At 70.4% G+C, this 23,893-nt stretch carries 16 protein-coding genes; 5 read left to right on the forward strand and 11 right to left on the reverse strand.

The window, feature by feature from the left end; genetic code table 11:
- Positions 1-16: 16 nt before the first annotated feature.
- Positions 17-868 carry a putative hydro-lyase gene (locus OG246_RS25015; RefSeq protein ID WP_266467844.1) on the reverse strand — a complete coding sequence of 284 codons (852 nt, stop codon included), beginning with the start codon at positions 866-868 and terminating at the stop codon, positions 17-19.
- The gene (locus OG246_RS25020) at positions 865-2,184 is read right to left on the reverse strand and encodes an MFS transporter (RefSeq protein WP_266467847.1); all 1,320 of its coding nucleotides are present in this window, start codon (positions 2,182-2,184) and stop codon (positions 865-867) included. Before OG246_RS25020 ends, OG246_RS25015 begins: the two co-directional genes overlap by 4 nt.
- A 189-nt stretch (positions 2,185-2,373) precedes the next feature.
- Here OG246_RS25020 and OG246_RS25025 point away from each other — a divergent pair, with 189 nt between their 5' ends.
- The 4 genes from OG246_RS25025 (at position 2,374) to OG246_RS25040 (ending at position 10,656) form a co-directional block, all read left to right on the forward strand.
- Positions 2,374-3,078, forward strand: a complete 705-nt coding sequence (locus tag OG246_RS25025; RefSeq protein WP_266467850.1) for a GntR family transcriptional regulator — start codon at positions 2,374-2,376, stop codon at positions 3,076-3,078.
- Positions 3,079-3,171: 93 nt separating this feature from the next.
- Entirely contained in the window at positions 3,172-4,698 is a 1,527-nt protein-coding gene (locus tag OG246_RS25030) for a hypothetical protein (protein WP_266467853.1), read from the forward strand.
- A gap of 133 nt (positions 4,699-4,831) precedes the next feature.
- Positions 4,832-5,710 carry a hypothetical protein gene (locus tag OG246_RS25035; protein ID WP_266467856.1) on the forward strand — a complete coding sequence of 293 codons (879 nt, stop codon included), beginning with the start codon at positions 4,832-4,834 and terminating at the stop codon, positions 5,708-5,710.
- 59 nt (positions 5,711-5,769) lie between these two features.
- Entirely contained in the window at positions 5,770-10,656 is a 4,887-nt protein-coding gene (locus OG246_RS25040) for a hypothetical protein (RefSeq protein WP_266467859.1), read from the forward strand.
- A gap of 73 nt (positions 10,657-10,729) precedes the next feature.
- Here the strand turns inward: OG246_RS25040 and OG246_RS25045 are convergent, their stop codons facing one another.
- From OG246_RS25045 to OG246_RS25085, 9 genes are all read right to left on the reverse strand, one after another.
- Complete coding sequence (locus OG246_RS25045) at positions 10,730-12,280, reverse strand: GMC family oxidoreductase (RefSeq protein WP_266467861.1); 1,551 nt, start codon at positions 12,278-12,280, stop codon at positions 10,730-10,732.
- A gap of 88 nt (positions 12,281-12,368) precedes the next feature.
- Positions 12,369-13,931 carry an APC family permease gene (locus OG246_RS25050; RefSeq protein ID WP_266467870.1) on the reverse strand — a complete coding sequence of 521 codons (1,563 nt, stop codon included), beginning with the start codon at positions 13,929-13,931 and terminating at the stop codon, positions 12,369-12,371.
- Positions 13,932-14,105: 174 nt separating this feature from the next.
- Positions 14,106-15,572, reverse strand: coding sequence for an aldehyde dehydrogenase family protein (locus tag OG246_RS25055; protein WP_266467873.1), 1,467 nt, complete (start codon positions 15,570-15,572; stop codon positions 14,106-14,108).
- Complete coding sequence (locus OG246_RS25060; RefSeq protein ID WP_266467877.1) at positions 15,565-16,695, reverse strand: aromatic ring-hydroxylating dioxygenase subunit alpha; 1,131 nt, start codon at positions 16,693-16,695, stop codon at positions 15,565-15,567. The genes OG246_RS25055 and OG246_RS25060 overlap by 8 nt, the downstream gene beginning before the upstream one ends.
- 11 nt (positions 16,696-16,706) lie before the next feature.
- Positions 16,707-17,861, reverse strand: coding sequence for an N-methyl-L-tryptophan oxidase (solA, locus tag OG246_RS25065; protein ID WP_266467880.1), 1,155 nt, complete (start codon positions 17,859-17,861; stop codon positions 16,707-16,709).
- 52 nt (positions 17,862-17,913) lie between these two features.
- Positions 17,914-20,370 (reverse strand): FAD-dependent oxidoreductase, encoded by a 2,457-nt coding sequence (locus tag OG246_RS25070; RefSeq protein ID WP_266467883.1) that lies wholly within the window; start codon positions 20,368-20,370, stop codon positions 17,914-17,916.
- A gap of 33 nt (positions 20,371-20,403) precedes the next feature.
- A complete protein-coding gene (locus OG246_RS25075) occupies positions 20,404-21,012 on the reverse strand; it encodes an MBL fold metallo-hydrolase (RefSeq protein WP_266467887.1) in 609 nt (202 codons plus the stop codon).
- Between the two features lie 29 nt (positions 21,013-21,041).
- Positions 21,042-22,127, reverse strand: coding sequence for an S-(hydroxymethyl)mycothiol dehydrogenase (locus tag OG246_RS25080; protein WP_266467891.1), 1,086 nt, complete (start codon positions 22,125-22,127; stop codon positions 21,042-21,044).
- Positions 22,128-22,405: 278 nt separating this feature from the next.
- Positions 22,406-23,242, reverse strand: coding sequence for an IclR family transcriptional regulator (locus OG246_RS25085; protein ID WP_266467893.1), 837 nt, complete (start codon positions 23,240-23,242; stop codon positions 22,406-22,408).
- A gap of 241 nt (positions 23,243-23,483) precedes the next feature.
- Here OG246_RS25085 and OG246_RS25090 point away from each other — a divergent pair, with 241 nt between their 5' ends.
- A complete protein-coding gene (locus OG246_RS25090) occupies positions 23,484-23,804 on the forward strand; it encodes a bifunctional 3-phenylpropionate/cinnamic acid dioxygenase ferredoxin subunit (RefSeq protein WP_266467895.1) in 321 nt (106 codons plus the stop codon).
- Positions 23,805-23,893 lie beyond the last annotated feature (89 nt).

The raw sequence follows: 23,893 nt of genomic DNA on the forward strand, positions 1-23,893 counted from the left end.
CTGCTGTCTCTCCTGTTCAGGCCACGCGGTACTGCTCGTCACGGGTGTCCGTGACGAGCATCTGGCCGGGTGCGTGGGTGATGGCGAAGGGCGGGCGCGAGGCCATCACGGCCGCCTGGGGTGTCACTCCGCAGGCCCAGAACACCGGGATGTCACCGGGCTCGGCGTCCACCCGGTCGCCGAAGTCGGGGCGCGCGAGATCCCCGATGCCAAGACCCGACGGCTCACCGCAGTGCACCGGGCTCCCGTGCACGGCGGGCAGCAGACTGCTCTCCCGGATCGCCGCGGCCAGGTGCTCGGGCGGGACCGGGCGCATCGACACCACCATGGGGCCGTGCAGCCGCCCGGCCGGACGGCACTGGCGGCCCGTCACGTACATCGAGACGTTGCGGCCCTGCTCCAGGTGGCGCATCGGGACGCCCGCCTCGCTCAGCGCCCACTCGAAGGTGAAGCTGCAGCCGATGAGGAACGAGACCAGGTCGCCGCGCCAGTGGTCGATCACGTCCGTGGGTTCGGCCACCAACTCCCCGTGCTCCCACACCCGGTAGCGCGGCAGATCGGTGCGCAGGTCCGCGCCCTCGGCGAGCGGAGTGGTCCAGGAACCGGCGTCGGTGACGTCGAGGACCGGGCAGGGTTTCGGGTTGCGCTGACAGAACAGCAGCATGTCGTACGCCCAGTCTGCGGGCACCGAGATCAGGTTCGCCTGGGTGTGGCCCGCGGCGACTCCGGCGGTGGATCCCGACACGCCCGAACGGAACGTGGCGCGCGCCTTCTTGGGGGTCCACGCGTGCGCGTGGCCGTCGCGGAGGCTCAACGGGCGGTCCTGGGGGGAGTGGATCACGGGGATCACAGAGGTCGTGGCAGTCACAGGAGTTCCTTCCCACGGGTCTCGGGGAGTCCGATCAGCGCCACGGCCGCGAGGGCGTAGCCGATCGCACCGAAGACCAGCGCCCCGCCCACGCCCCAACTGTCGGCGAGGAAGCCGACGGTGGTGGGGAAGGCGGCGCCCACGGCACGTCCGGTGTTGTACGTGAAGCCCTGCCCCGTGCCGCGCACCGCCGTCGGGTACAGCTCGCTGAGGAAGGAGCCGAAGCCGCTGAAGATGGCCGACATGCAGAAGCCGAGCGGGAAACCGAGCACCAGGAGAAGGGTGTTGGCGCCGCTCGGGATGTTGGCGTACGCGAGGATGCACAGCGCCGAGAGGATCGCGAAGAGCAGGATGTTGCGCTTGCGGCCCAGTTTGTCGGTGAGATAGCCGCCGGTGAGATAGCCGAGGAAGGCTCCGGAGATCAGGAACGTGAGGTAGCCGCCGGTGCCCACGACGGACAGACCGCGCTCCGTTTTGAGATAGGTGGGCACCCAGGTGGCCAGCGTGTAGTAGCCGCCCTGGACACCGGTGGACAGCAGGACCGCGAAGAACGTGGTGCGCAGGAGACCGGGGCCGTCGGCCGTGGCGGGCTTGAAGATCGCCGCGAACGAGCCCTTCTTGGCGCTCTTCTCACGTACGGCGGCCGCTTTCGGAGCGTCTTCCACCCGGCGCCGCACCCAGACGACGAGCAGCGCGGGCAGCGCGCCGGTCCAGAACATCACGCGCCAGGCGAGGTCGTCGTCGAGGAACTGGAAGACCACCGTGTAGACGATCACGGCCAGTCCCCAGCCGACGGCCCAGGAACTCTGGACCGCACCGAGCGTGCGGCCGCGGTGCTTGGGGCTCGCGTACTCGGCGACCAGGATCGCGCCGACCGCCCACTCACCGCCGAAACCGAGCCCCTGAAGGGCGCGGAAAACCAGCAGAGTCTCGTAGTTGGGCGCGAAACCGCAGGCCACGGTGAACACCGCGTACGTGATCACGGTGATCATCAGGGCCTTGACGCGCCCGATCCGGTCCGCGACCACACCCGCTATCGCGCCGCCGACCGCCGATACGACCAGCGTGACGGTGGTGAACAGGCCGGTCTGGCCGCTGTCCAGGCCGAAGTACGCCGCCAGCGCGACCATGCTCAGCGGCAGTGTGAAGTAGTCGTACGAGTCGAGGCCGTAGCCGCCGAACGCGCCGGCGAAGGCGCGTCGGCCGCGCGGACCGAGAGCGTGCAGCCAGGCGAACGGGCCGTCCTGGGGAGTGGGTTCAGCCGCGTCGGGGCGGTCTTCGGCGGTCAGGGCCTGGGGTGGAGGGGTCGTGCTCATGGGCACCTCGCAGTGAGGGACGGAGGGTGCTTGGACTGAGCCGTGCCGTGCGGGAAGTGCGCGGCGCCTTGGTTCGCGGCCGTTTTCGAGGCCCTGCGATTGACGCCTGACCGACAAGGTAGAGGATCGTTGAACGATCCCTCAATACCCATGTTGTTTCGTTCTTGTATCTGCGATTGAATTCCGGGCATGGCAGAGCTGACGGGACTGGCCGACGATCGCGCCCTGCTGGGCCGCACCAGCACCGCCGAGCGGGTCTCGGACATCCTCAGGAGCCGTATCGCGGAGGGGTACTTCCCGCCCGGCACACGGCTGTCCGAGGACAGCATCGGCGGGGCGCTCGGCGTCTCGCGCAACACGCTGCGCGAGGCGTTCCGGCTGCTCACGCACGAGCGGCTGCTCGTCCACGAGCTCAATCGCGGGGTCTTCGTGCGGGTCCTGACCGTCGAGGACGTCGAGGACATCTACCGCACACGCTCCCTCGTCGAGTGCGCCGTGGTCCGGGGTCTCGGTGAGCCGCCGTACGCCGTGGACGGCCTCGCGACGGCTGTGGCGAACGGACGGCGGTCGGCGGGCGAAGGCGACTGGACGGGCGTCTCGACAGCCAACATCCACTTCCACCGGGAGCTCGTCGCGCTCGCCGGGAGCGCCCGCACCGACGAGCTGATGCGCAGCGTCTTCGCCGAACTGCGCCTCGCGTTCCACGTGGTGGACGACCCGCGGCGGCTGCACGAGCCGTACCTCGCGCGCAACCGCGAGATCCTCCAGACCCTCCAGAAGGGCGACCGGGACGGGGCCGAGCGGCTGCTCGCGGTCTATCTCGACGACTCGCTCAAGGGACTTGTGGCCGTGTACGGGCGGCGGGTGGCCGACGGGGCGCAGGGGACCGGCTGAGCAGCAGGAGGGCGAGCGTGGCGGCCGCTGTGACGGGCGGTCGCTTCTGCGTCGTTTCGACCGTTGTCAGACCGAGGACCTAGTCTGTGCACCGTGACTTCGCCTGCATCGACGGACCGTGTTCCGCCCCAGCTCAGCGCGGGGCCGCGCCCCGCACCGGGCCCGGCCGCCGACGAGGGTCTGGCGCGGCGGCTGCGCGCGCTCGCCTGCACCGCGCCGCTGCACGACCTCGACGTACGCAAGGCGAATCTCGCGGGTGAGTACTCGGTCTACGGGATGGCGGAGGTGGCCCTCGCCGCCATCGACCTCGTCACACTGAACATGGACTTCGACACGGGCGCCGACCACGACCAGATAGTGGCCCGCCTCATCCCGCGCATCGCCGCCCAGGCCCCGCAGCGGCCCGTCGCCGAGCACGAGCGCGTGGCCCGCTGGGTCCTGGAGAACCTGATCAACGTCGGCAGCGTCGACCGCGGCTTCCGGGCCGTATACGGCACGTTCGCACCCGACGGCTCCTATGTACGCCGCGACTACGACTTCAAGCTGATCGAGGAGGTGCCCGGATACGGAGGGAGTGTGTATCTCCGTACGACGGATGAAGCGGTCAATGTGCTCGTCGGCGCCCTCGATACCGACGTCACCAGTGCGCAGATCGCCGCCGAGGTCAAGCTCGAGGTGCTGATCAGCCGCGGCCGGCTCGCCGACGCGCAGCTGGCCGCGGAGCAGGCCAGGTACCGGACCGTGCAGTTCGCCGAGACGCTGCGCAAGGCTCTGGACGCGACCCGCCGCAATGTGCGGGCCGTGGACTGGCTCGAGGCCGTGCCCGACATGATCGCGGAAGCCCTCGACCACGTCGCCGACCGGTACCGCCACGAGAACGCGATCCTCACCAACATCCGCAAGGCCCGCGACGAGTCCGAGGACCCCGAGCAGAAACGCCGTGCGGCCGAGCTGGTCGACATCGTCAAGGACTGCATCCGCAGGCACACGCAGCTGCAGTCCCGGCTCCTGGAGGCCGGACCGCTGTTCCGTGCCGAGCAGGACCGGCAGGCCTTCGCCACACCCATGACGACTTCGGGGATCGATCTCTACGGGCACCTCGTCGCCCCCCTGCTGCCGCTGCCCGTGGAGCAGGCGCTGCGGGTGACGGACGCGTTCTTCGCCCGCGGGACGGGGCTGCGCACGCCGGTGTCGGTACGGGTCGGGGACCTTGTCGACATACTGCTGGCGCCTCCCATGGAGCGGGAGCATCTGGGTGCGGAGATGCCTGAGCCGGATCTGATCGCCACGCCCGACGACAGTCGGTTCAGCGAGGAGCAGCTCGCCAGTGCCATGGAGTTGCTCGACCTGCCCGCGGATGCGCCGCGGCGGTTGTCCGGGCTGCTTGCGGACGCGCGTCGGCGGGACCCTGAACTGCCTTACCTCGTCGCCCTGTTGGCTGTGCACGCCGCGAGTCCGCCCGTCGGCACGGCTTACCGGCAGGGTGAGCAGAAGCTGCTGTTCGCCGTGGACGACGGGACGGAGCTGGACGATCCGGAGTTCGGTGGGGCCGATCTCATCGTAGGCATGGCTCTGTTGGACGCGGTGGGGATGGCAGCCGGTAGATCGGAGGCGGCGTGATCTGTGGGTCGTTCTTTGACTGCGGACCGGTCGTGGCTGGTCGCGCCCACGCGGCGGAGCCGCATATGTCACAGCCCCGCGCCCCTTACGTACCTGCCCTCGCCCTCGTTTGTCAGACCAAGGAGTTTCACCCGTGACCGAGCACGTCGAGTGGAGTGAGCCGGAGGCCGTTGCCGTACCGGCCAACGCGCCCATCACGCCCGCCGACGCCGCCGATGCCGCGCGGCTCGTTGCCTTTGGGCTGCAGCCCAAGCTTCAGCCCGCGCGCGACCAGGAGTACGCGGAGCTGCTGCGGCGGTACCGCGAGGATCCGCCGTTCGCGCGGCTCGCGGACGCCGTGGCCGCCGGGCTCGGGCTGGTCGTCCTGGAGGTGTCCGCGCGCGCGGGGATGGCCGTGACCGCCGCCGAGGACTCGGTGTTCGCCGTGCGTATGGGCGACTACGCGCGCCGGGCGTCGGCCGACTCGGGGGACCGGTTCCTGCACGGGCTCGCGCATCTCGCCGTCGCCGCCATGGCGTTTCCCCGTCCCGAGGACCTCGCGGACGACGGGTACATCGGGCGTGTCTCGGTCAACGGAGCCGACGCGTTCGTACGGCAGGCCTGCCGGCGTCTGGAGGAGCGGGCCGAGGAGGAGGGCCGCAACACCGACCCGGCGACGGAATCGCCGGGCCTGGAGGCGGCCTGGCGGATCTGGGCGCGGCGCAGCTCCACCGGGGCCACCAAGGACGCGCGAAGACTCGCAGGTTCCACCACCGGGATCGTCGGCAAGGCCGTCGCCTTCCTCACCGACTCCGGGTTTCTGCAGCGCACCGGGGACGACTCCGGTGGGACGTACCGGACGACGGCCCGCTATCAGCTCCAGGTCCGTGACATGGCTGGCAGTGCCGCGATGGCCGAGCTCCTTGAGCTGGGCATCGTCCCGGTGACCGACGGCACCGCGAGTCTGCTGCCCGCCGAGGACACCGACGACGTGGAGCTGGCCGCCGGCGCCGGACTCCCGTTCCACTCCTGACCCGCCGATCAGCCGACCGACCGCCTCAACTCCTTTCACGACTACGAGAGTCCGCCGCCATGTACGAGCTGTCCCGGGTCCGCCTCTACTCCATCGGGCCTGCCGGTGCGCGCTACGCCGACACCGTGCTCGACCTGCGCGGAGTGGGTCAGCCGGTGCCCGACCCCGCGCCCACCCAGGCGGAGTTCTTCGCGGAGGAGCCCGTCGGGCCGCCGCGTCGCCCGGCGCCCGCGGGCGTGCTCTTCCTGGAGAACGGCGGCGGCAAGTCGGTGCTGCTCAAGCTGATCTTCTCGGTGATGCTGCCGGGCCACCGGAACACGCTGGGCGGCGCGAGTTCCGGTGTGCTGCGCAAGTTCCTGCTCGCCGACGACTGCGGGCATGTGGCGCTGGAGTGGCAGCACACGCTGACCGGCGAGTGTGTCGTCGTCGGCAAGGTGAGTGAGTGGCGGGGGCGGCAGGTCTCCAACGACCCGCGGAAGTTCGCCGAGGCCTGGTACTCGTTCCGGCCCGGTCCTGGACTGAGCCTGGACAATCTGCCGGTCGCCGAGGCCACCGCCGTACGGCTGCCCGTGGAAGGCGCGTCCGGGGCGCAGGGGCGACGGCGCACCATGAAGGGCTTCCGGGACGCGATCACCGAGGCGGGCAAGGCGTACCCGCATCTCGAAGTGCACTGGGAGGAGATCCACGACCGCTGGAACGAACACCTCGGCGACCTGGGCCTGGACCCCGAACTCTTCCGCTACCAGCGGGAGATGAACGCCGACGAGGGTGAGGCCGCCGGTCTCTTCGCGGTGAAGAAGGACTCCGACTTCACCGACCTGCTGCTGCGCGCGGTCACCGACACCCGGGACACCGACGGGCTCGCCGACCTGGTCGGCGGTTTCGGCAACAAGCTCGGCCGGCGTGCCGAGCTCATCGCCGAGCGGGACTTCACGGCCGGGTCCGCGGACCTGCTCGGGCGGATCGTCGAAGCCGCCGGGGCACGGGCACGCGCACGTGACATCCACGCGGGCGCCGAGCGGCGTACGCGGACACTGGCCAGGCGCCTGTCCGCGCGAGCCGTGCGGGAGCGGGGCCGGGCCGGCGAACTGGCCCAGCGGGTCACCGGCGCCGCGCACACCGTCACCGAGGCCGAGAGCACTCGCTCCACGAGCGCGCTGATCGCGGCCGAACTCGCCTACCGACATGCCTCGTTGGCGCTCGCCGGAGCCGAGAAAGCCGCAGCCGCGCAGAAGCGTGAGCTGGCCGACGCGCGCACCCTGCACTCCGCTTGGCAGGCTGCCGAGGCCGTACTGCGGCACCGCTCCGCCGCCGACCGTTCCTCACGCGTGGCCGCCGCGATTCGCGAGGCCGAGCGGGACGCCGCGCCGGCGCTCGCCGCGCGGGCCAAGGCCGCCGTCGATCTCGTACGGGCCCTGCACCGCGCCGCCGACGGTGCCGAGGCGCTCGCCAACGAGGAGGAGGAGCGGTCCGCCGGGCTCCAGGACGTCGGCGAGACGTCTCACTCGGACGCGACCGCTGCCGCCACCGCCGCGCAGCGCGCCCGAAGTGAGGTCGGGCATCTGCGGCAGCGCCTGAGCGAGGTCGAGCAGGAGACCGCCGAAGCGGTGCGGGCCGGCTGGCTCGACGACAGCGCCCCCGACGCCGACCCGGCGCGGGCCGCGCTCGCCGCGAGCGACGCCGAGAAGACGGCCGTCTCGGCCTGGGACACCGCCCGGGAGGCCTCCCGGCGCGCCTCCGAGCACGCCCGCGAGGCGGCTTCCGTGGCGTCCCGCGCGGAGCTGACGGCTGCCCGCGCCGCGGACGCGGCGACGGCGGCCGAGCGGTCGTACGAGGGCGAGCGGGGCACCGCGGAGGGGCTGGCGGGGGAGGAGCGGCTGGCGGAGTTGCTGAGCCTGCCGGGTGCCTCCGGCAGGGGGCGCGGTGGAGTGCCGGTTCCCCGGGCCGGGGCGGAGGGATCCCCGGGCAATGTGTCCGATGGGGTCGGCGACGACAGTCAGGGCGGTGCCCGCGCGGCCCGTGTTCGTCCCGGCGCGGGTGACGGCGCCGATGAGGGCGAGGCCGGGCTCGGCGCCTCTGACGGGCGCGGCAAGCAAGGGGGTGCGGCGGTGGCCCGCTCTGGCCGGGGTGCCGGTGGAGCGGGCGGGGCCAACGGGGCAGGCGCGGTCAGCGGGTCGGCAGAGTCCGGGGCGGTGGGCAGGGCTCACACCGAGACCTGGGCGACCGCCGAAGGCCCCTTCGCCCCCGAGCAGTTGGACCATTTCGCCGACGAACTGCGTGAACTGCTCGACGACGGTGTCGCCTCCGCCGAGCGTCAGCTGTTCGACCTGCGGACCGCCGCGGCCGACGACGCGCGGATCCTCGGGGCGCTCGGCGACGGGGGTCTGCTGCCGCCCGGCCCGGACGTGCTCGCCACCGTCGAGTTCCTCGGAGAGCACGGGATCCCCGCGCTGCCCGGCTGGCGCTACCTCGCACAGGCCGTCGACCCCGTCGACCACGCGCGCGTGCTGGCTGCCAGGCCGGAGCTGGTCGACGGCGTGATCATCACCGACCCGGACACGCACGCACGGGCGCGCGAGGCGCTCAATGACGCCGCGCTGCTGCCGAGGTCCGCCGTCGCCGTCGGTACCGCCGCCGCGCTGCTCGCCCCGACTCCGGCGCCCGGCGCGGGAGACGGTGACGTCTTCCTCGTACCGCCGAACCCGGCCATGCACGACGAGCACGCCGCCGACGAGGAGCGACAGGCGCTGCGCACGCGCGCGACACAGCGGGACGAGGAGATCCGGGCACTGGCAGGGCGGCTCGCCAAGGACCGTGAACTGGCGGCGCGGCTCGCGTCCTGGCGCACCGGCTGTCCCGCGGGGCGGCTCGTCGAGCTCGCCGCGGCGGCACGGGACGCGCGCGCGTTCGCCGAGGAGGCCGAGGCCGAGCTGGCCGAGGCGCGCACCGTGCGGGCCGAGGCCGACGAGGCAGCGGCCGAGGCGACCCTCGTACGGGACGATCGGCAGGAGGCCGCGCAGCGGGCGCGGCGTGCGGCCGACGCCCTCGCGGGGCTCGCGTTCCGGCTGCGCGAGCGCGCCGGCTGGCAGGTCAAGGTACGCGAACTCGCCGACGAGGCAACGGAGTCGGAGGCCCGCGCCCAGGTCTGCCTGGAGCGCGCCCGCGCCGCCGACGAGGACCGCCGCGCCGCCCAGCGCGCCGCCGACGACGCCCGCCGCACCGCCCGCGCGCTGCGCGCCGAGCGCGCGGAGATCGCGGGCGCCCCCGACGACGTACCGGAAGACGAATCGACGGCCTCGAAGCCGTCCCTGCCGGCTCTGCGCGAGGCCTACCGGGCCGCGTCGCAGCTGTACGAGAAGGTCGGTGTCGGAGCCGACCTCCGGGCCGAGCAGGCACGGGCCGAGAGCGAGGAGAGCGCGGCGCTGGCCGAGTGGGAGCGGCTCAGCAACAAGGTGCGTACGCGCGCCGCGCAGCTCCTGGAGTCGCCGGACGGTTCCGACGGCCCGTCCCGGCAGGCCGCGGCCGCCCGCGCCGAGGAGCACGTGCAGCTCCTGGAGACCCGGATGTCGACCGCGAGCGAGCAGCTCGGACGGCTGCGCGGCGAGGCCGAGCGGCACGCGCCCGAGGACGGCGAGGCCCACACCGAGCTGTCGGAGGAACTGGTCCCGCGCGACGCCGAGCACGCGCAGGTCTTGCTGCGCACGGCCACCGGCGAACTCGCCTCCCGTACCGAGTCGTTGAGCCGGGCGCGCGAAGCCCACGCCGAACTGCTCGGCGCCCACCGGGCCGCCGAGGACGCGGGTGGAGGCTTCGAAGAGACCGCCGCGCTGCTCAGGGACCTGCTGCGCGAGCACTCCGACGAGGAGCAGGAGGAGCCCGAGCCGTACCCCGGCAGCCTCGAAGAGGCACGGCACTCCGCCGCTGAGGCCCGCCGCTCCCTGCGCGGCTGCGCCACCGATCTGTCCGCCGCCGAGGCCGCTGTCCGTGAGGCGAGCGACATCCTCGTACGGCATGCCAACTCCACGCGGTACGAGCAGGTGCGGACCCCGGCGCGGCAGCAGATCCGTGAGCTGCCCGCGTCCGCGCTGCCGGAGCACGCGCAGAAGTGGGCGGACGCCTTCGCGCCCCGACTGCGGGTGCTGACGGACGAGTTGGAGCAGCTCGAGCGCAATCGTGACTCGATCGTGGACCGGCTGCGGGGGCTCGTCGAGTCGGCGCTCGCCACCCTGCGGTCCGCGCAGCGGCTGTCCCGGCTGCCGGAGGGGCTCGGCGAGTGGTCCGGGCAGGAGTTCCTGCGCATCCGCTTCGAGGAGCCCGACCAGGCCACGCTCGCCGAGCGGCTCGGCGAGGTCGTCGACGAGGCCACCCGGGCGGCGGTCAAGAAGAACTCGGACATGCGCCGCGACGGCATGTCACTGCTGCTGCGCGGGGTCGGCGCCGCCCTTCAGCCCAAGGGCATCGCCGTCGAGATCCTCAAGCCGGACGCCGTACTGCGCGCCGAGCGCGTCCCCGTCGGGCAGATGGGCGATGTGTTCTCGGGCGGTCAGCTGCTCACCGCCGCGATTGCGCTGTACTGCACGATGGCGGCGCTGCGCAGCAACGACCGGGGCCGCGACAAGCACCGGCACGCGGGCACGCTGTTCCTCGACAACCCCATCGGGCGCGCCAACGCGACGTATCTGCTGGAGCTCCAGCGGGCCGTGTCGGACGCGCTCGGTGTCCAACTCCTCTACACCACCGGGCTGTTCGACACGACGGCGCTTGCCGAGTTCCCGCTCGTCATCCGGCTGCGCAACGATGCGGACCTGCGTGCCGGGCTGAAGTACATCAGCGTGGAGGAACATCTCCGGCCGGGGCTACCGCGTGCGGCTGCCGACGAGGAGGCCGGGCACAGTGAGATCACCGCTACGCGGATGTTCAAGCGCCCGGCGCCGAGCGTCCCGTAGACGAACGGTTGTGGGGAACCTGCGGGCCGGTTGTGGCTGGTCGCGCAGTTCCCCGCGCCCCTGAAGGGGCGCTTTACGCATCCTCCTTCAGAAGGTCCGCACACTTCTCGCCGATCATCATCGTCGTGATGCACGGATTGACGGAGATGAGGTCCGGCATCACCGAGCCGTCCGCGACCCGCAGACCCTCGATCCCCTTGACCCGCAGCCGCGCGTCGAGCGGGGCGGACGTGTCGTCGTCTGCGCCCATCTTCACGGTGCAGGACGGGTGGTAGACGGTGTTGTGGGTCTTGTGGATGTATTCGAGCAGCTCGTCGTCCGTCTGGACGTCCGGGCCGGGGGCCAGCTCCGCGCCCGCCCAGCCGCTCAGTGCGGGCTGTGACGCGATCTTCCGCGCCAGCTTCAGGCCGTACGTCATCACGCGCACGTCGTGCTCGTGCGTGAAGTAGCGCGGGTCGACCATCGGCTTGTCCCGGTAGTCGCGGGTGCGCAGCCGGACGGTGCCGCGTGACTTGGCGCGGGTCACGTTCGGGGTGAGGCAGAACGCGTTCTCGGACGTCGGATAGCCCCACCGCGCGGTGTTCATGTCGAACGGCACCGAGCCGTAGTGGAACATCAAGTCCGGGCGGTCCAGGCCCGGTTCGGTGTCGTAGAAGATGCCCGCCTCCCACCACTGGCTGGACGTGGTGGGCATGGGCTGCTTGGCGTCCCACATGATGACGCCCTCCGGGTGGTCCTGGAGGTTCTCGCCGACGCCCGCCGAGTCCACCACCACCTCGACCCCGACCTCCCGCAGCTGCTCGGCGGGTCCGATGCCCGACAGCATCAGCAGTTTGGGCGTGTCGATGGAGCCGCAGGACACGATGACCTCGCGGCGGGCGCGTACCGTCCGGGTGTGGATCAGGTCCGGGTCCAGGTAATCGGCGCCGACGCAGCGACGGCCTTCTAGGACGAGCCTCTTGGCGCGGACCCCGGTGCGTACCTCCAGGTTGGGCCGTTTCCCGATGATCGGGTGGAGGTAGGCCACCGACGAGGACTGCCGGATGTTGTTCTCGTCGGAGTTGATCTGGAACCAGTTGGCTCCGCGGATCACGGTCTTGCCGGTGTTGAAACCCGTGGTGGGGATGCCCGCCTGCGCGCACGCCTCCAACAGGGCGGTGCCACAGGGGTCTTCGCCCTTCAGCGTGCGCAGTTTCACCGGGCCGGTGCGGCCGTGGTGGTCGCCGGGAGCGTCGTTCGACTCCAACCGCTGGTAGAGCGGGAAGAGTTCGGCCGCACTCCACCCCGTACAGCCCGCCGCCGCCCAGCCGTCCAGGTCTTCGGCGGGCGCCCAGAAGGCGATACAGGAGTTGTGCGAGGAACAGCCGCCGAGGACCTTGGCGCGGGCGTGCCGCATAAAGCTGTTGCCGCTGGCCTGCGGCTCGACCGGATAGTCCCAGTCGTAGCCGGACTCAAGGAGGCCCATCCAGCGCTCCAGTTTCATCACGTCGTCGTCGCCGACGTCGCTCGGTCCCGCCTCCAGCACGCACACCGTGACGGACGGGTCCTCGGAGAGCCTGGCCGCGACCACGTTGCCGGCGGTGCCGCCACCGACCACGACGTAGTCGAACTCATCTGGGTTCATGGGGAGTTGACCTCCTTGAGTCAGGCGCTTACTTGGTTCGCTTGCTCAGTCGTTTACTCAGTCGTTTGCTCGGTCGCCCAGGGGGCGCCTACTCGGTTGCCGAAGCGTCCTCGGGCGATGCCGACGCGGGCTGCGCCAGCTGGTGCTCGGTGAGCACCCCGGTCCGGTGCCGCTGCACGAACCAGTAGTAGGCGAAGCCGCCTCCCATCACGATGCCGACGAAGAGGAGGGCGCCCCATTTCAGATACCAGTGGAAGGGGGCGGTCGCGTTGTAGACCGCGGCGCGCGGCCAGAGCAGGTTGATCGTCATGGCCGTGCCCCACAGCACCGCGAGGATGTTGACGGGCAGTCCCCAGCGGCCGAGCGAGAACTTGCCGTCGCCCGCGGGCTGCCACTGGCCACGCAGCCTGGCGACCAGCATGGGCACGGTGACCCCCAGGTACGCGAGGTAGATCATGATGATGCCGATGCTGGTGACCACGGTGAAGATCTGCGGCTGGCGGATGTTGACCACCAGGATCGCCAGCGCCAGTATGCCGATGATGACCGCCGGCAGCACCGGGGTCTGGAACCGCGGGTTGACCTTGGCCAGCTTGGACGCGGCGGGCAGGTTGTTGTCGCGGGCCATCGCGAAGGCCAGCCGGATCGCCGCCGTGTGCACGGCCAGGGCACACACGGTGACCGCGATGAACACGCACCACAGCATGGCCTTGCCCGCGTCCTCACCGAGCACGTCGAGGACGATGTACTGCAGGCCGTCCGTGGACAGCTGCTCGCCCTTCAGGTTCGAGACGCTCATCAGGGCGAACAGCAGGACGAGTCCGCCGAGCACGAACGAGGCGATGATGGCGCGGAGGATGGCGCGCGGCGCGTTGCGCGAGGGGTCGACGGACTCCTCACCGAGCGACGCGGCCGTGTCGAAGCCGTACATCACGTACGCGGACGCCAGCGAGGCGATCAGGAACGCGCCGAAGTAGCCGCCGGGCACGCCCTCTCCCGTGCCGTTCGTCTCCATGACGACCTGCGGACCGCGAGTGATGTGCACCGCGAACAGAATGATCAGTACGACGGTCGCGATCAGCTCGATGAAGACGCCCGCCGTGTTGATTCTGGCCATCAGCTTCACGCCGAGGGCATTCACCAGGGTGGTGAAGACGATGAGTACTGAGGCCAGCAGCACGGCGTTGGTGGCGACGTCGTACTTGCCCGTGCCGTCGCCCACGAACTGGAACACGGAAGAGATCTGAGGAAGCGTCAGCTGATAGGCAAGGGCCACGGCGGCGATCGACACGATCGAGGCGAGCAGCATCGTCCAGCCCGCCAGCCAGCCGATGTGCGGGTTTCCCACCTTCTTCGACCAGTTGTAGACGGAGCCGGCCACGGGGTAGCGGGCGGCGAGTTCGGCGAAGCACAGCGCGACCATGAACTGGCCGATGAAGACCATCGGCCAGGACCACCAGTAGGCGGGTCCGCCGGTGCCGTAGCCGAAGTAGAAGAGTTGGAAGGTGCCGGTGAGGATGGAGATGTAGCTGATGCCTGCGGCGAAGGTGTGGAAGTTGCCGAGGGTGCGCTTGAGTTCGGGTTTGTACCCGAACTCGGCCAGTTCCGAGTCGTCCTCGTGTTGCTCGGGTGGCTGAGCCGTGGTGGTCATGAGCGGCCTCCTGAAAGAGGTGAGTTCTCCCGGGCGGGAGGGGGAGTGCGGCTCGTGCGGGGTCGTAGGTGTGTGCGGGTGCTGGATCATAGGGCTGATCCGCGGCTGCTGGGTCCTGCTGCGGATCAGCTGCTTGCCGGAGTTGATGGATCCGAAAGGGCGGAACCGGTCGAATCAGTCGAACCAGCCCTGCGGGCTCGGATTCGTCGTACGCCAGATGTGCTTCGTCTCGCGGTACTCGGCGAGACCGGCAGGTCCGAGCTCCCGCCCGAACCCGGACTGCTTGTAACCGCCCCACTCGGCCTGCGGGACGTACGGGTGGTAGTCGTTGATCCACACGGTGCCGATGCGCAGGGCGGAGGCGACCCGTTGTGCCTTCGCCTCGTCGGAGGTGAAGATCCCGCCGGCGAGACCGTAGATGGTGGCGTTGGCCAGCCGTACCGCCTCCGCCTCGTCCGTGAACCGCTCCACGGTGAGTACGGGCCCGAAGGACTCCTCCTGGACGACGGACATCCCGCCGGAGCACTCGTCGAGCACGGTCGGCAGATAGTAGAAGCCCTCCGGGTGCGGAGGATCGGCAGGACGCGTCCCGCCGCAGCGCAGGACCGCGCCCTCCTCAAGACCCTTGGCGACGTACGCCTCGATCTTCGCCCGGTGCGCCGCCGAGATCAGCGGCCCGGTCTGTGCCCGCTCGTCGAACGGCCCGCCCAGCCTGATGAGTTGGGCCCGGCGTACGACCTCGTCCACGAACCGGTCGTGCAGCGAGTCCTCGACCAGGAGCCGGGCGCCGGCCGAACACACCTGCCCGGAGTGCAGGAAGACGGCGGTCAGCGCCATGTCGACGGCCGTGTCGAAGTCGGCGTCCGCGAAGACGATGTTCGGGTTCTTGCCGCCGAGTTCGAGGGCGACCTTCTTCACCGTCCCGGCCGCCGCGGCCATGAGCCTGCGGCCGGTCTGCAGACCGCCGGTGAAGGACACCAGGTCCACGTCCGGATGCTCGCCCAGCGGTGCGCCGGCCTCGGGCCCCGCGCCGAGGATCAGATTGCCCGCGCCGGCGGGCAGCCCGGCCTCCTCCAGGAGGCGCATCAGATGGATCGCGGTGTGCGGGGTCAGCTCGCTCGGCTTGAGGATGAAGGTGTTGCCCGCCGCGATCGCCGGGGCGACCTTCCAGGCCGTCTGGAGCAGCGGATAGTTCCAGGGCGTGATCAGCGCGCAGACACCGACCGGTTCGTATACGACCCGGCTGTCGACGCCCGCCGAACCCGTCTCCACGACCCGGCCGGCCTCGCTCGCCACGAGCCGCCCGAAGTAGCGGAAGCAGTTCACGATGTCGTCGATGTCGTACTCGCTCTCCACCAGGCGTTTGCCGGTGTCGAGGGATTCCGCGCGGGCGAGCACGTCCTTGTCGCGTACGAGGAGATCGGCGACCCGCAGCAGCAGGTCGCCGCGCTCGTTCGCCGGCGTCCGCGGCCAGGGGCCCTCGTCGAAGGCGCGGCGCGCGGCCGCGATCGCGTCGGCCGTGTCCTGGCCGCCCGCCTCGTCCACCTCGGCGACGAGTGAGCCGTCCGCCGGGCAGCGGATCTCGCGGGTCCGTTTTTCCCGGGCACTCGTCCAGGCGCCGTCGATATAGAGATCAGCCATCCATGCCTCCCAGCATGCCTATGAGCCACTCGTGGAAGATCCCGATGTGGTGCTCGGTGGGCACCAGGACCCCGCCCCGCCGGTAGGCGCGGGACGCCATCGCGGGCTGCGTACGTTCGCAGGCCTCGAAGTCCTGAGCGTTGACTCGATGGAAGAGTTCCACGGACTTCGACACATCGGCGCCCGACGCGACGACCTCAGGTGCGTAGAGCCAGTCGCACTCCACGACCGTGCGGTCCTCGGCGAGGGGGAACATGCGGTGCAGGATGACATGGTCCGGGACAAGGTTGATGAAAACGGTCGGTTTGACAGTTATCGCATAGTAACGACGGTCCTGGTCGTCTGCGACTGCGGGCAGCTTCGCGAATCCCTCGCTGCCGTCGACCGTGAAACCCTTGATCTCCTCGCCGAACTCGGCGCCGTGGCCGACGTAGTACTGGGCGGCGTAACCCTCCGCGAACTCCGGGAGTACGTCGGTGAGCTCGGGGTGGATCGTCGCGCAGTGGTAGCACTCCATGAAGTTCTCGACGATCAGCTTCCAGTTCGCCTTCACGTCATAGGTGATGCGTTTTCCGAGGGCGAGGTTCTCGGTGCCGTAGTGCTCGATCGCCGCCGCGTTGCCGAGTCGCTCCACGGCCGCGCCCATCACGGTGTCCTCGAAGGAGGCCGGCTCGTCGGCCAGGCACACCCAGGCGTAGCCGAGCCACTCCCGCAGGGCGACCTTGACCAGGCCGTATTCGGTGCGGTCGACGTCCGGCATCTTGATCAGGTTCGGCGCGGCGACCAGCTTGCCGTCGAGGTCGTACGTCCAGGCGTGATACGGGCACTGGAGGTTGCGGCGCACCTCGCCCGACTCCTCCGTGCAGAGCCGGGCGCCGCGGTGACGGCAGATGTTGAGGAACGCGCGCAGTTCACCGGTGCGCGAGCGGGTGATCAGGACGCTCTCGCGGCCGACCTGGACCGTGCGGAAGGCGCCGGGCTTGTCGAGATCGGCCGAGCGGACGGCACAGAACCACATCGACTCGAAGAGCCGTTCCTGTTCCGCGCGGAAGATCTCCGGGTCGGTGTAGTAGTGCCCGGGGAGGGTGGCGATCAGGCTGGGGGAGATGGGGGTCGTCGTCACGTGCGTACTCCTCAGGCGGGCGCGGCGGCGAGGCGGTGGGGGTCGAATAGGCCGATCGGGTGCTCGGTGCTGCCCTGCAGGGCCAGGTCGGCGAGGATCTCGCCGACGACCGGCACGAACTTGAAGCCGTGCCCGGAGAACCCGCAGGCCACGGTGACGGACTCCGGGTGCGCGGGGTGCCGCGCGATGACGAAGTGCTCGTCGGGTGTGTTGGAGTACATGCAGGTGGCGGCCTTGAGGAAGGTGCCGGGCAGGTCGGGGATGCAGCGGGCCATGTGGTCCGCCATGGCCTGGATCTCGTCCTCGTGCACGGTCCGGTCGATGTTCTCCGGGGTGCACTCGACGCCCTTGCGGAAGAAGGCGACCTTGGCGCCGAGATCCGGTCCGTCGATGGACGGGAAGCCGTAGACCTGGACTCCGGCCGCGTCCTCCCAGATGTAGATGGGGTGGTTCTCGGGGAGGAACGGCCGGACCCCGGCCTTCGGCTGGAACCAGTACATGACCTGCCGCTCGATGGAGAACGGCACCCCCAGATCGGTGAGCAGCTGCGGCGCCCACGCTCCCGGGCAGATCACCAACTGGCCAGCCGTGTACGTGTTCTCGGCCGTGTGGACGCGTACGCCGTCCTTGTACGGCTCCCAGCGCGTCATCGGCTCCTCGAAGTGCAGGTCGGCGCCCTGGCGGGTGGCGAGCTGGAGGTGCGCGGCGACGGTGTTCTCGGGGCGGATCAGGCCGGCCTTCTTCTCGAAGAGCGCGACCTCGTCGTCGTTCGGGTTGAGCGTCGGGAAGCGGCGGCGGATCTCGGCCGCGTCCAGGATCTCGTGCGGCAGGTCCCACTGGGTGGCGGAGCGCAGCGAGCCGGAGAAGGTCAGCGAGTCGGGGGGACCGATCATCACGCCGCCGCAGAGCGTCGCGATGTCCCGCCCGGTGGCCCGCTCCACCTCGTCATACAGCTCGTACGCGCGGAGCAGCAGGGGTACGTACGCCGGGTCCTCGAAGTAGGACTGGCGTGTGATCCGCGAACCGCCGTGACTGGAGCCGCGGTTGTGGACCGGCCCGAACTTCTCCAGGCCGAGCACGCGGGCGCCGCGCGCGGAGAGGTGGTGGGCGGCGGCGCTGCCCATACCGCCGAGACCGATCACGATCACGTCGTAAGTCGGGGACACGGAAAGCCTCCTGAGGGTGTGTCAGCGGCAGACTGTGGCTGCGGCAGCTGTGTCAGCGGCGGATGCGGGTCATCTTCGGGTCGAAGAGCGGCTCGTCGGCGACGGTCGCGGCGACCTTCTCGCCGAAGTACTCGATGTGCACACCCGTGCCGCTCGCGAGCGCCGGCAGCCAGGCGTACGCGACGCAGCGGCCCAGCGTGTAGCCGTACGAGGCGCTGGTCACGTAGCCGGCCGGGGCGCCGTCGACGAACACGGGCTCCTTGCCGAGGACCACGGAGGCCGGGTCGTCGAGGAGGAGGGGGGTGAGCCTGCGCGCCGGCTCCGCTGTGGCCAGACCCTGCAGTGCCTCCTGGCCGACGAACCCGTCCTTGTCCATGCGGACGGCGAAACCGACGCCCGCCTCGTACGGGTTGTGCTCGTCCGTCATGTCGACGCCCCAGGCGCGGTAACCCTTCTCCAGGCGGAGGGAGTTGAAGGCCGAACGCCCGGCCGCGATCACGCCGTGTTCTTCTCCCGCCTGCCACAACGTGTCCCAGAGCCTGAGTCCGAGGTCGGCGCTTGTGTACAACTCCCAGCCCAGCTCGCCGACATAGGACAGGCGCATCGCCGTCACCGGGACGTGCCCGAGGTAGGTCTCCTTCGCGCGGAAGTAGCCGAAGCCCTCGTGGGAGAAGTCGTCGCGGGTCAGCGGCTGGACGAGGTCGCGGGCGAGCGGGCCCCAGACGCCGATGCAGCAGGTGCCGGAGGTGATGTCTTTCAGGTGCACGTCTGCGGGTGCGTGCCTGAGGAGCCAGTCCAGGTCCGTGGGGGAGTTGGCACCCACCTGGAAGCGGTCGGGGGCGAGGCGCGCGACGGTGAGGTCGGAGCGTACGCCGCCGGTCTCGTCCAGGAGCAGGGTGTAGGTGACCGCGCCGGGCTTCTTGCGGAGGTTGTTGGTGGTCATGCGCTGGAGGAAGCCGAGGGCACCGGGGCCGGTGACCTCGAGGCGGCGCAGCGGGGTCATGTCGTACAGCGCGACCTTCTCGCGGGTCGCCTTCGCCTCGGCGGCCGCGATGGGCGACCAGTAGCGGGCCGACCAGGCGTCGCGCTCGGGGAGGGGGTCGAGCGCGTCGACGAGCGGGGCGTTCGCCTCGTACCAGTGCGGGCGCTCCCAGCCGCCGCCCTCCAGGAAGTGCGCGCCGAGTTCCTGCTGCCGGGCGTAGAAGGGGCTGACGCGCAGCGGACGGGGCTGCTCCATCGGCTGGAGGGGGTGCAGGACGTCGTACACCTCGACGAACTGCTGTGAACCGCGTTCACGGATGTACGACGGTGAACGCTGCGCTTCCTCGAAACGCGTGAGGTCGCACTCGTGCAGGTCGATGGAGGCGCGACCGTCGACCATCCACTCTGCGACCGCCTTGGCGACGCCTGCGGAGTGGGTGACCCAGACAGCCTCGGCCAGCCAGAAGCCGCGCAGTTTCCGCGACTCCCCGAGGACGGGCATGCCGTCGGGAGTGAAGGAGAAGACGCCGTTGAAGCCCTCCTCGATCTCCGTCTCGCGCAGGGCCGGCATCAGATCGCGGCAGTCGTCCCAGCTCGGCGCCCAGTCCTCCTCGGTGAAGGGGAAGGAGGACGGCATCTCCATGTCGTTCGCGCGCGCCTCGTCGTACGGGAGGATCGCGAACGGGTCGACGGGGAGCGGCTTGTGGGCGTAACTGCCGATGCCGATGCGGTCGTGGTGCTCGCGGAAGTAGAGGTCGCGGTCCTGGAAGCGGAGGATGGGCTTTTCGGCTTCCTCGGTCGCGCCTGTGAGTTCGGGGAGCTGCCGAGTCTTCGCGTACTGGTGCGCGAGCGGCTGCAGCGGGACCTCGACTCCGGCCATACGGCCGATGACCGGGCCCCAGAAACCGGCGGCGGAGACGACATGGTCGGCGGGGAAAGAGCCGCGGTCGGTGACGACGGCGGTGACCCGGCCGTCCTCCTGCTCGATGCCGGTGACCGTGTGGCGGTCCAGGAAGCGGGCGCCCCTTTCGACGGCGCGTGCCATCTGGGCGCGGGACGCGAGAACGGCGCGGGCCAGGCCGTCGTCGGGCGTGTGGAAGCCGCCGAGGACGGTCGACTCGTCGATGAGCGGCCAGAGTTCCTTGCAGCGGGCCGCGCTGACGATCTCGCCGCGCACGCCCCAGGAGGCGGCGTAACCGGCCTTGCGGTGCAGATCGGCCAGGCGCTCCGGCGTGGTCGCGAGCTCCAGGCCGCCGACCTGGTTGAAACAGGAAACCCCGTCCACCTGGAGGGAGTTGAACTTCGCGACCGTGTAGCGGGCGAACGCCGTGAGCGTCTTGGACGGGCTCGTCTGGAACACCAGTCCTGGCGCGTGCGAGGTGGAGCCGCCCGGGGCGGGCAGTGGTCCCTGTTCGAGAACGGTGACGTCGGTCCAGCCGCGGGCGGTCAGCTCGTCGGCGAGCGAACAGCCGACGATGCCGGCGCCCACGATGACCACACGGGGATGGGTTTCGGGTGTGCTGGACATGCCCCTCCTTGCCGGGGTGGGGAGCGAACGCGCTCAGGGCCTGGGGACGTTGGGCCGCTCGGCGGCGACGGTGGTGTCCTCGCCGTGTCCGGTGCGGACGACCGTGTTGCCGGGGAGGGTGAGCAGCCGGTTGCGGATGGAGGCCTCGATGGTGGGCCGGTCGGAGTAGGAGCGGCCGGTCGCGCCGGGGCCGCCGTGGAAGAGGGTGTCCCCGGTGAAGACCGTGTCGAGGAACGGAACGTAGAGCGAGCAACTGCCCCAGGTGTGGCCTGGGTTGTGGATCACCTGGAGTTCGATGCCGGCGACCGAGATGATCTGACCGTCGGTCAGATCGCTGTCCGGCTTGCGGTCGGGGTGCGTGGCGGCCCACAGTTCGTGGTCCGCGGGGTGCAACAGGATGGGTGCACCGGTGAGTTCGGCGAGTTCGACGGCCGCGTCGATGTGGTCGTCGTGCGCGTGAGTGCAGACGATCGCGGCCACCGCACGGCCCGCGACGGCCTGGTGGATCGTACGGGCGTCATGGGCGGCGTCGACGATCAGCACCTCTTCGTCGTCGCCGAGCACCCAGACGTTGTTGTCGACGTCGAAGGTGTCACCGTCGAGGTTGAACGTGCCGGAGGTGACGACGCGTTGGACTCGCACGCGGTGGCTCTGTCGAGTGCTGTGCGTGGTCACAGGACCACCACCGAACGCAGTACCTCGCCCCGGTGCATCTTCGCGAACGCCTCCTCGACCTGATCGAGCGAGATGGTCTCGCTGACGAAGGCGTTGAGGTCCAGCAGCCCGTAGAGGTACTGGTCGATGAGGAACGGGAAGTCGCGGCTCGGCAGACAGTCGCCGTACCAGGAGGACTTGAGGGCGCCGCCGCGCGAGAACAGGTCGATCAGCGGGATCTCGATCTTCATCTCGGGGTCGGGGACGCCGACCTGGACGAGCACACCTGCATGGTCGCGCATGTAGAAGGCCTGCTTGTACGTCTCCGGCCGGCCCACCGCGTCGATCGCGATGTCGACCCCGAAACCGTCGGTGAGTGCCCGTACCGCCTCGACGGGATCCGTGCCGCGGGAGTTGACCGTGTGCGTCGCACCGAACTTCTCCGCCGCGTCCAGTTTCTTGTCGTCGATGTCGACGGCGATGACCTTCATGGCGCCGTTGAGGCAGGCGCCCGCGATGGCCGCGTTGCCGACACCGCCGCAGCCGATGACGGCGACCGTGTCACCGCGGCCCACGTTGCCGGTGTTGACGGCGGCGCCGTATCCGGCCATCACCCCGCAGCCGATGAGGCCCGCGGCCTCGGGACGGGCCGCCGGGTCGATCTTCACCGCCTGTCCGGCCGCGACCAGTGTCTTCTCGGCGAAGGCGCCGATGCCGAGGGCGTTGCTGAGCGGGGTGCCGTCGAGGAGCGTCATCGGCTGGGTGGCGTTGCGGGAGTCGAAGCAGTACCAGGGGCGGCCGCGGCGACAGGAGCGACAGCTTCCGCAGGGGGCCCGCCAGGCGAGGACGACGTAATCGCCGGGCACCAGATCGGTGACCCCGTCGCCGACCGCTTCGATCGTGCCGGCCGCCTCATGGCCGAGGAGGAAGGGGAAGTCGTCGGTGATCGCGCCCTCCCGGTAGTGCAGATCCGTGTGGCAGACCCCGCAGGCCTGGACGGCGACGAGCACCTCGCCGGGCCCGGGATCGGGAACGACGATCGTCCGCACCTCGACGGGTGCGCCCTTCTTGACAGCGACTACGGCACGGACCTCGTGTGGCACGACAAGCTCCTCTGCTGTTGCGCAATGCACGATGGGTTGCGCGATGAGGAACATATTGAGAATGCCGACAGGGGGTCGTCAAGAGGTGGGGGTTAACCCTTGGCAAAAGGAACGGGCGGGACGAAACGTGCCCGACACACAGAGGCGCGGGGCCAGGAGATTCCTGGCCCCGCGCCATGTGTCCATGCGATGCGGTGTCCCGGGGTTGCGCCGTGCCGGGTGGGTTTTCCGGCTGCGTTACGTGCCCGCTGTCCGCTCTGTGTCCGCTACGGCTTCCGTCAGAAGCCGTAGCCCATCCGGCGCGAGAGTTCGGCCGCGGCGGCGACCGTGCGCTTGGCGAGATCCGGCAGACGGTCGGAGTCCAGCCGGTACACCGGCCCCGAGGTGCTGATCGCGCCGATGACCTTGCCGTCGTGGGCGCGCACCGGGGCGGCGACCGCCGCAAGTCCCAGCTCCAGCTCCTCGAGCGCGAACGCGTAGCCCTGCTCGACGACCGCTTCCAGTTCGGAGCGGAGCGCGGCCGTGCCGGTGATGGTGCGCTCGGTGAACCGCGGCAGCGGGCGGGCGAGCAGGCCCTCGCGCAGCGTGGGCGGGAGATGCGCGAGGAGGACCTTTCCGCTGGAGGTGGCGTGCAGGGGTGTCCGTCTGCCCAGCCAGTTCTGCGCGGTGACGGAGGCGGCGCCGCGGGCCTGCATGATGTTGACCGCCGCGTCGTCGTCGAGGACCGCGATGTTGACGGTCTCGCCCAGCTCGTCGGCCAGTTCGCGGCAGACCGGAACGCCCTCCTGGGAGATGTCCAGACGTACTGCCGCCGCCCCCGCCAGGCGCAGTACGGCCGCTCCCAGGTAGTACTTCCCGCGGTCCTTGGCCTGTGCCACCAGGCCGCGGTTCTCCAGGACGCCGAGCAGCCGGAAGGCGGTGGACTTGTGCACCTCCAGCTCGTCGGCGATCTCGGTGACACCCGCCTCGCCGAGCCGGGCGAGGATTTCCAGCACGCTCACGGCGCGGTCCACCGACTGGACTGCACTGCCGGCGCCCCTGCCCTGCTTCTCCGGCGTCGCCCTGTTGGCCTCGGTCTCCTCGTTCCCCTCAGCCTGCTTCTGAGTGCGGGTCATAGCTCAACTCTCACCACCTGGCGGCCCTGTTTGGGCCGCATCTGCGGGAAGCCCTTGACGTGACGGGACCCCCGCGCGGATTCTGTTGCGCATAGCGCTCCCTCATGCGCCATACGAAACATCATGTTACCGAAGCGTCCGGAACCGGAAAGGGCTCGAAGGCGAGCCCGTCCCGCTCGTTCCCGGACGACCTGGACCTTGAGAGGTCGCGGACGAAGCGTCCGGACCGAGAGGGGGGCCCATGATTCCCGTCTGCCGCCTTGAAGACCTCCCCGTGGGCGAATCCGTCCGTGTCGACACCACACCGCCCGTCGCCGTGTTCAACGCCGACGGCGAGCTGTACGCCATCGACGACACCTGCACCCACCAGGACGCCTCCCTCTCCGAGGGCTGGCTGGAGGGCTGTCTGGTCGAATGCCCGCTGCACGCCGCCTCATTCGATCTCCGTACGGGCCAACCGACGTGCCTCCCCGCACGCCGCCCCGTCCGCACCCACCGCGTCACCGTCGACGACGGCGTCATCCACGTCCACCCGGCCGCGGAGGAGGGCACCGCCGCATGACGTACGAGACCACCGCCGACCATGAGCGGACTGCTCCCCGAGGAGCCCCCGTGGTTCGGCGTGCCGCTGGTGATGCCGGCGCCGCCCCT

The sequence above is a fragment of the Streptomyces sp. NBC_00620 genome, assembly GCF_026341825.1.
Taxonomy (GTDB): Bacteria; Actinomycetota; Actinomycetes; order Streptomycetales; family Streptomycetaceae; genus Streptomyces.

Bases quoted from the DNA above. Each gene is read 5' to 3' on its own strand.
- OG246_RS25085 (WP_266467893.1), bottom strand. From the start codon at position 23,242: ATGACCCGCACTCAGAAGCAGGCTGAGGGGAACGAGGAGACCGAGGCC.
- OG246_RS25045 (WP_266467861.1), bottom strand. From the start codon at position 12,280: ATGAACCCAGATGAGTTCGACTACGTCGTGGTCGGTGGCGGCACCGCC.
- OG246_RS25090 (WP_266467895.1), top strand. From the start codon at position 23,484: ATGATTCCCGTCTGCCGCCTTGAAGACCTCCCCGTGGGCGAATCCGTC.
- OG246_RS25020 (WP_266467847.1), bottom strand. From the start codon at position 2,184: ATGAGCACGACCCCTCCACCCCAGGCCCTGACCGCCGAAGACCGCCCC.
- OG246_RS25040 (WP_266467859.1), top strand. From the start codon at position 5,770: ATGTACGAGCTGTCCCGGGTCCGCCTCTACTCCATCGGGCCTGCCGGT.
- OG246_RS25050 (WP_266467870.1), bottom strand. From the start codon at position 13,931: ATGACCACCACGGCTCAGCCACCCGAGCAACACGAGGACGACTCGGAA.
- OG246_RS25055 (WP_266467873.1), bottom strand. From the start codon at position 15,572: ATGGCTGATCTCTATATCGACGGCGCCTGGACGAGTGCCCGGGAAAAA.
- OG246_RS25025 (WP_266467850.1), top strand. From the start codon at position 2,374: ATGGCAGAGCTGACGGGACTGGCCGACGATCGCGCCCTGCTGGGCCGC.
- OG246_RS25070 (WP_266467883.1), bottom strand. From the start codon at position 20,370: ATGTCCAGCACACCCGAAACCCATCCCCGTGTGGTCATCGTGGGCGCC.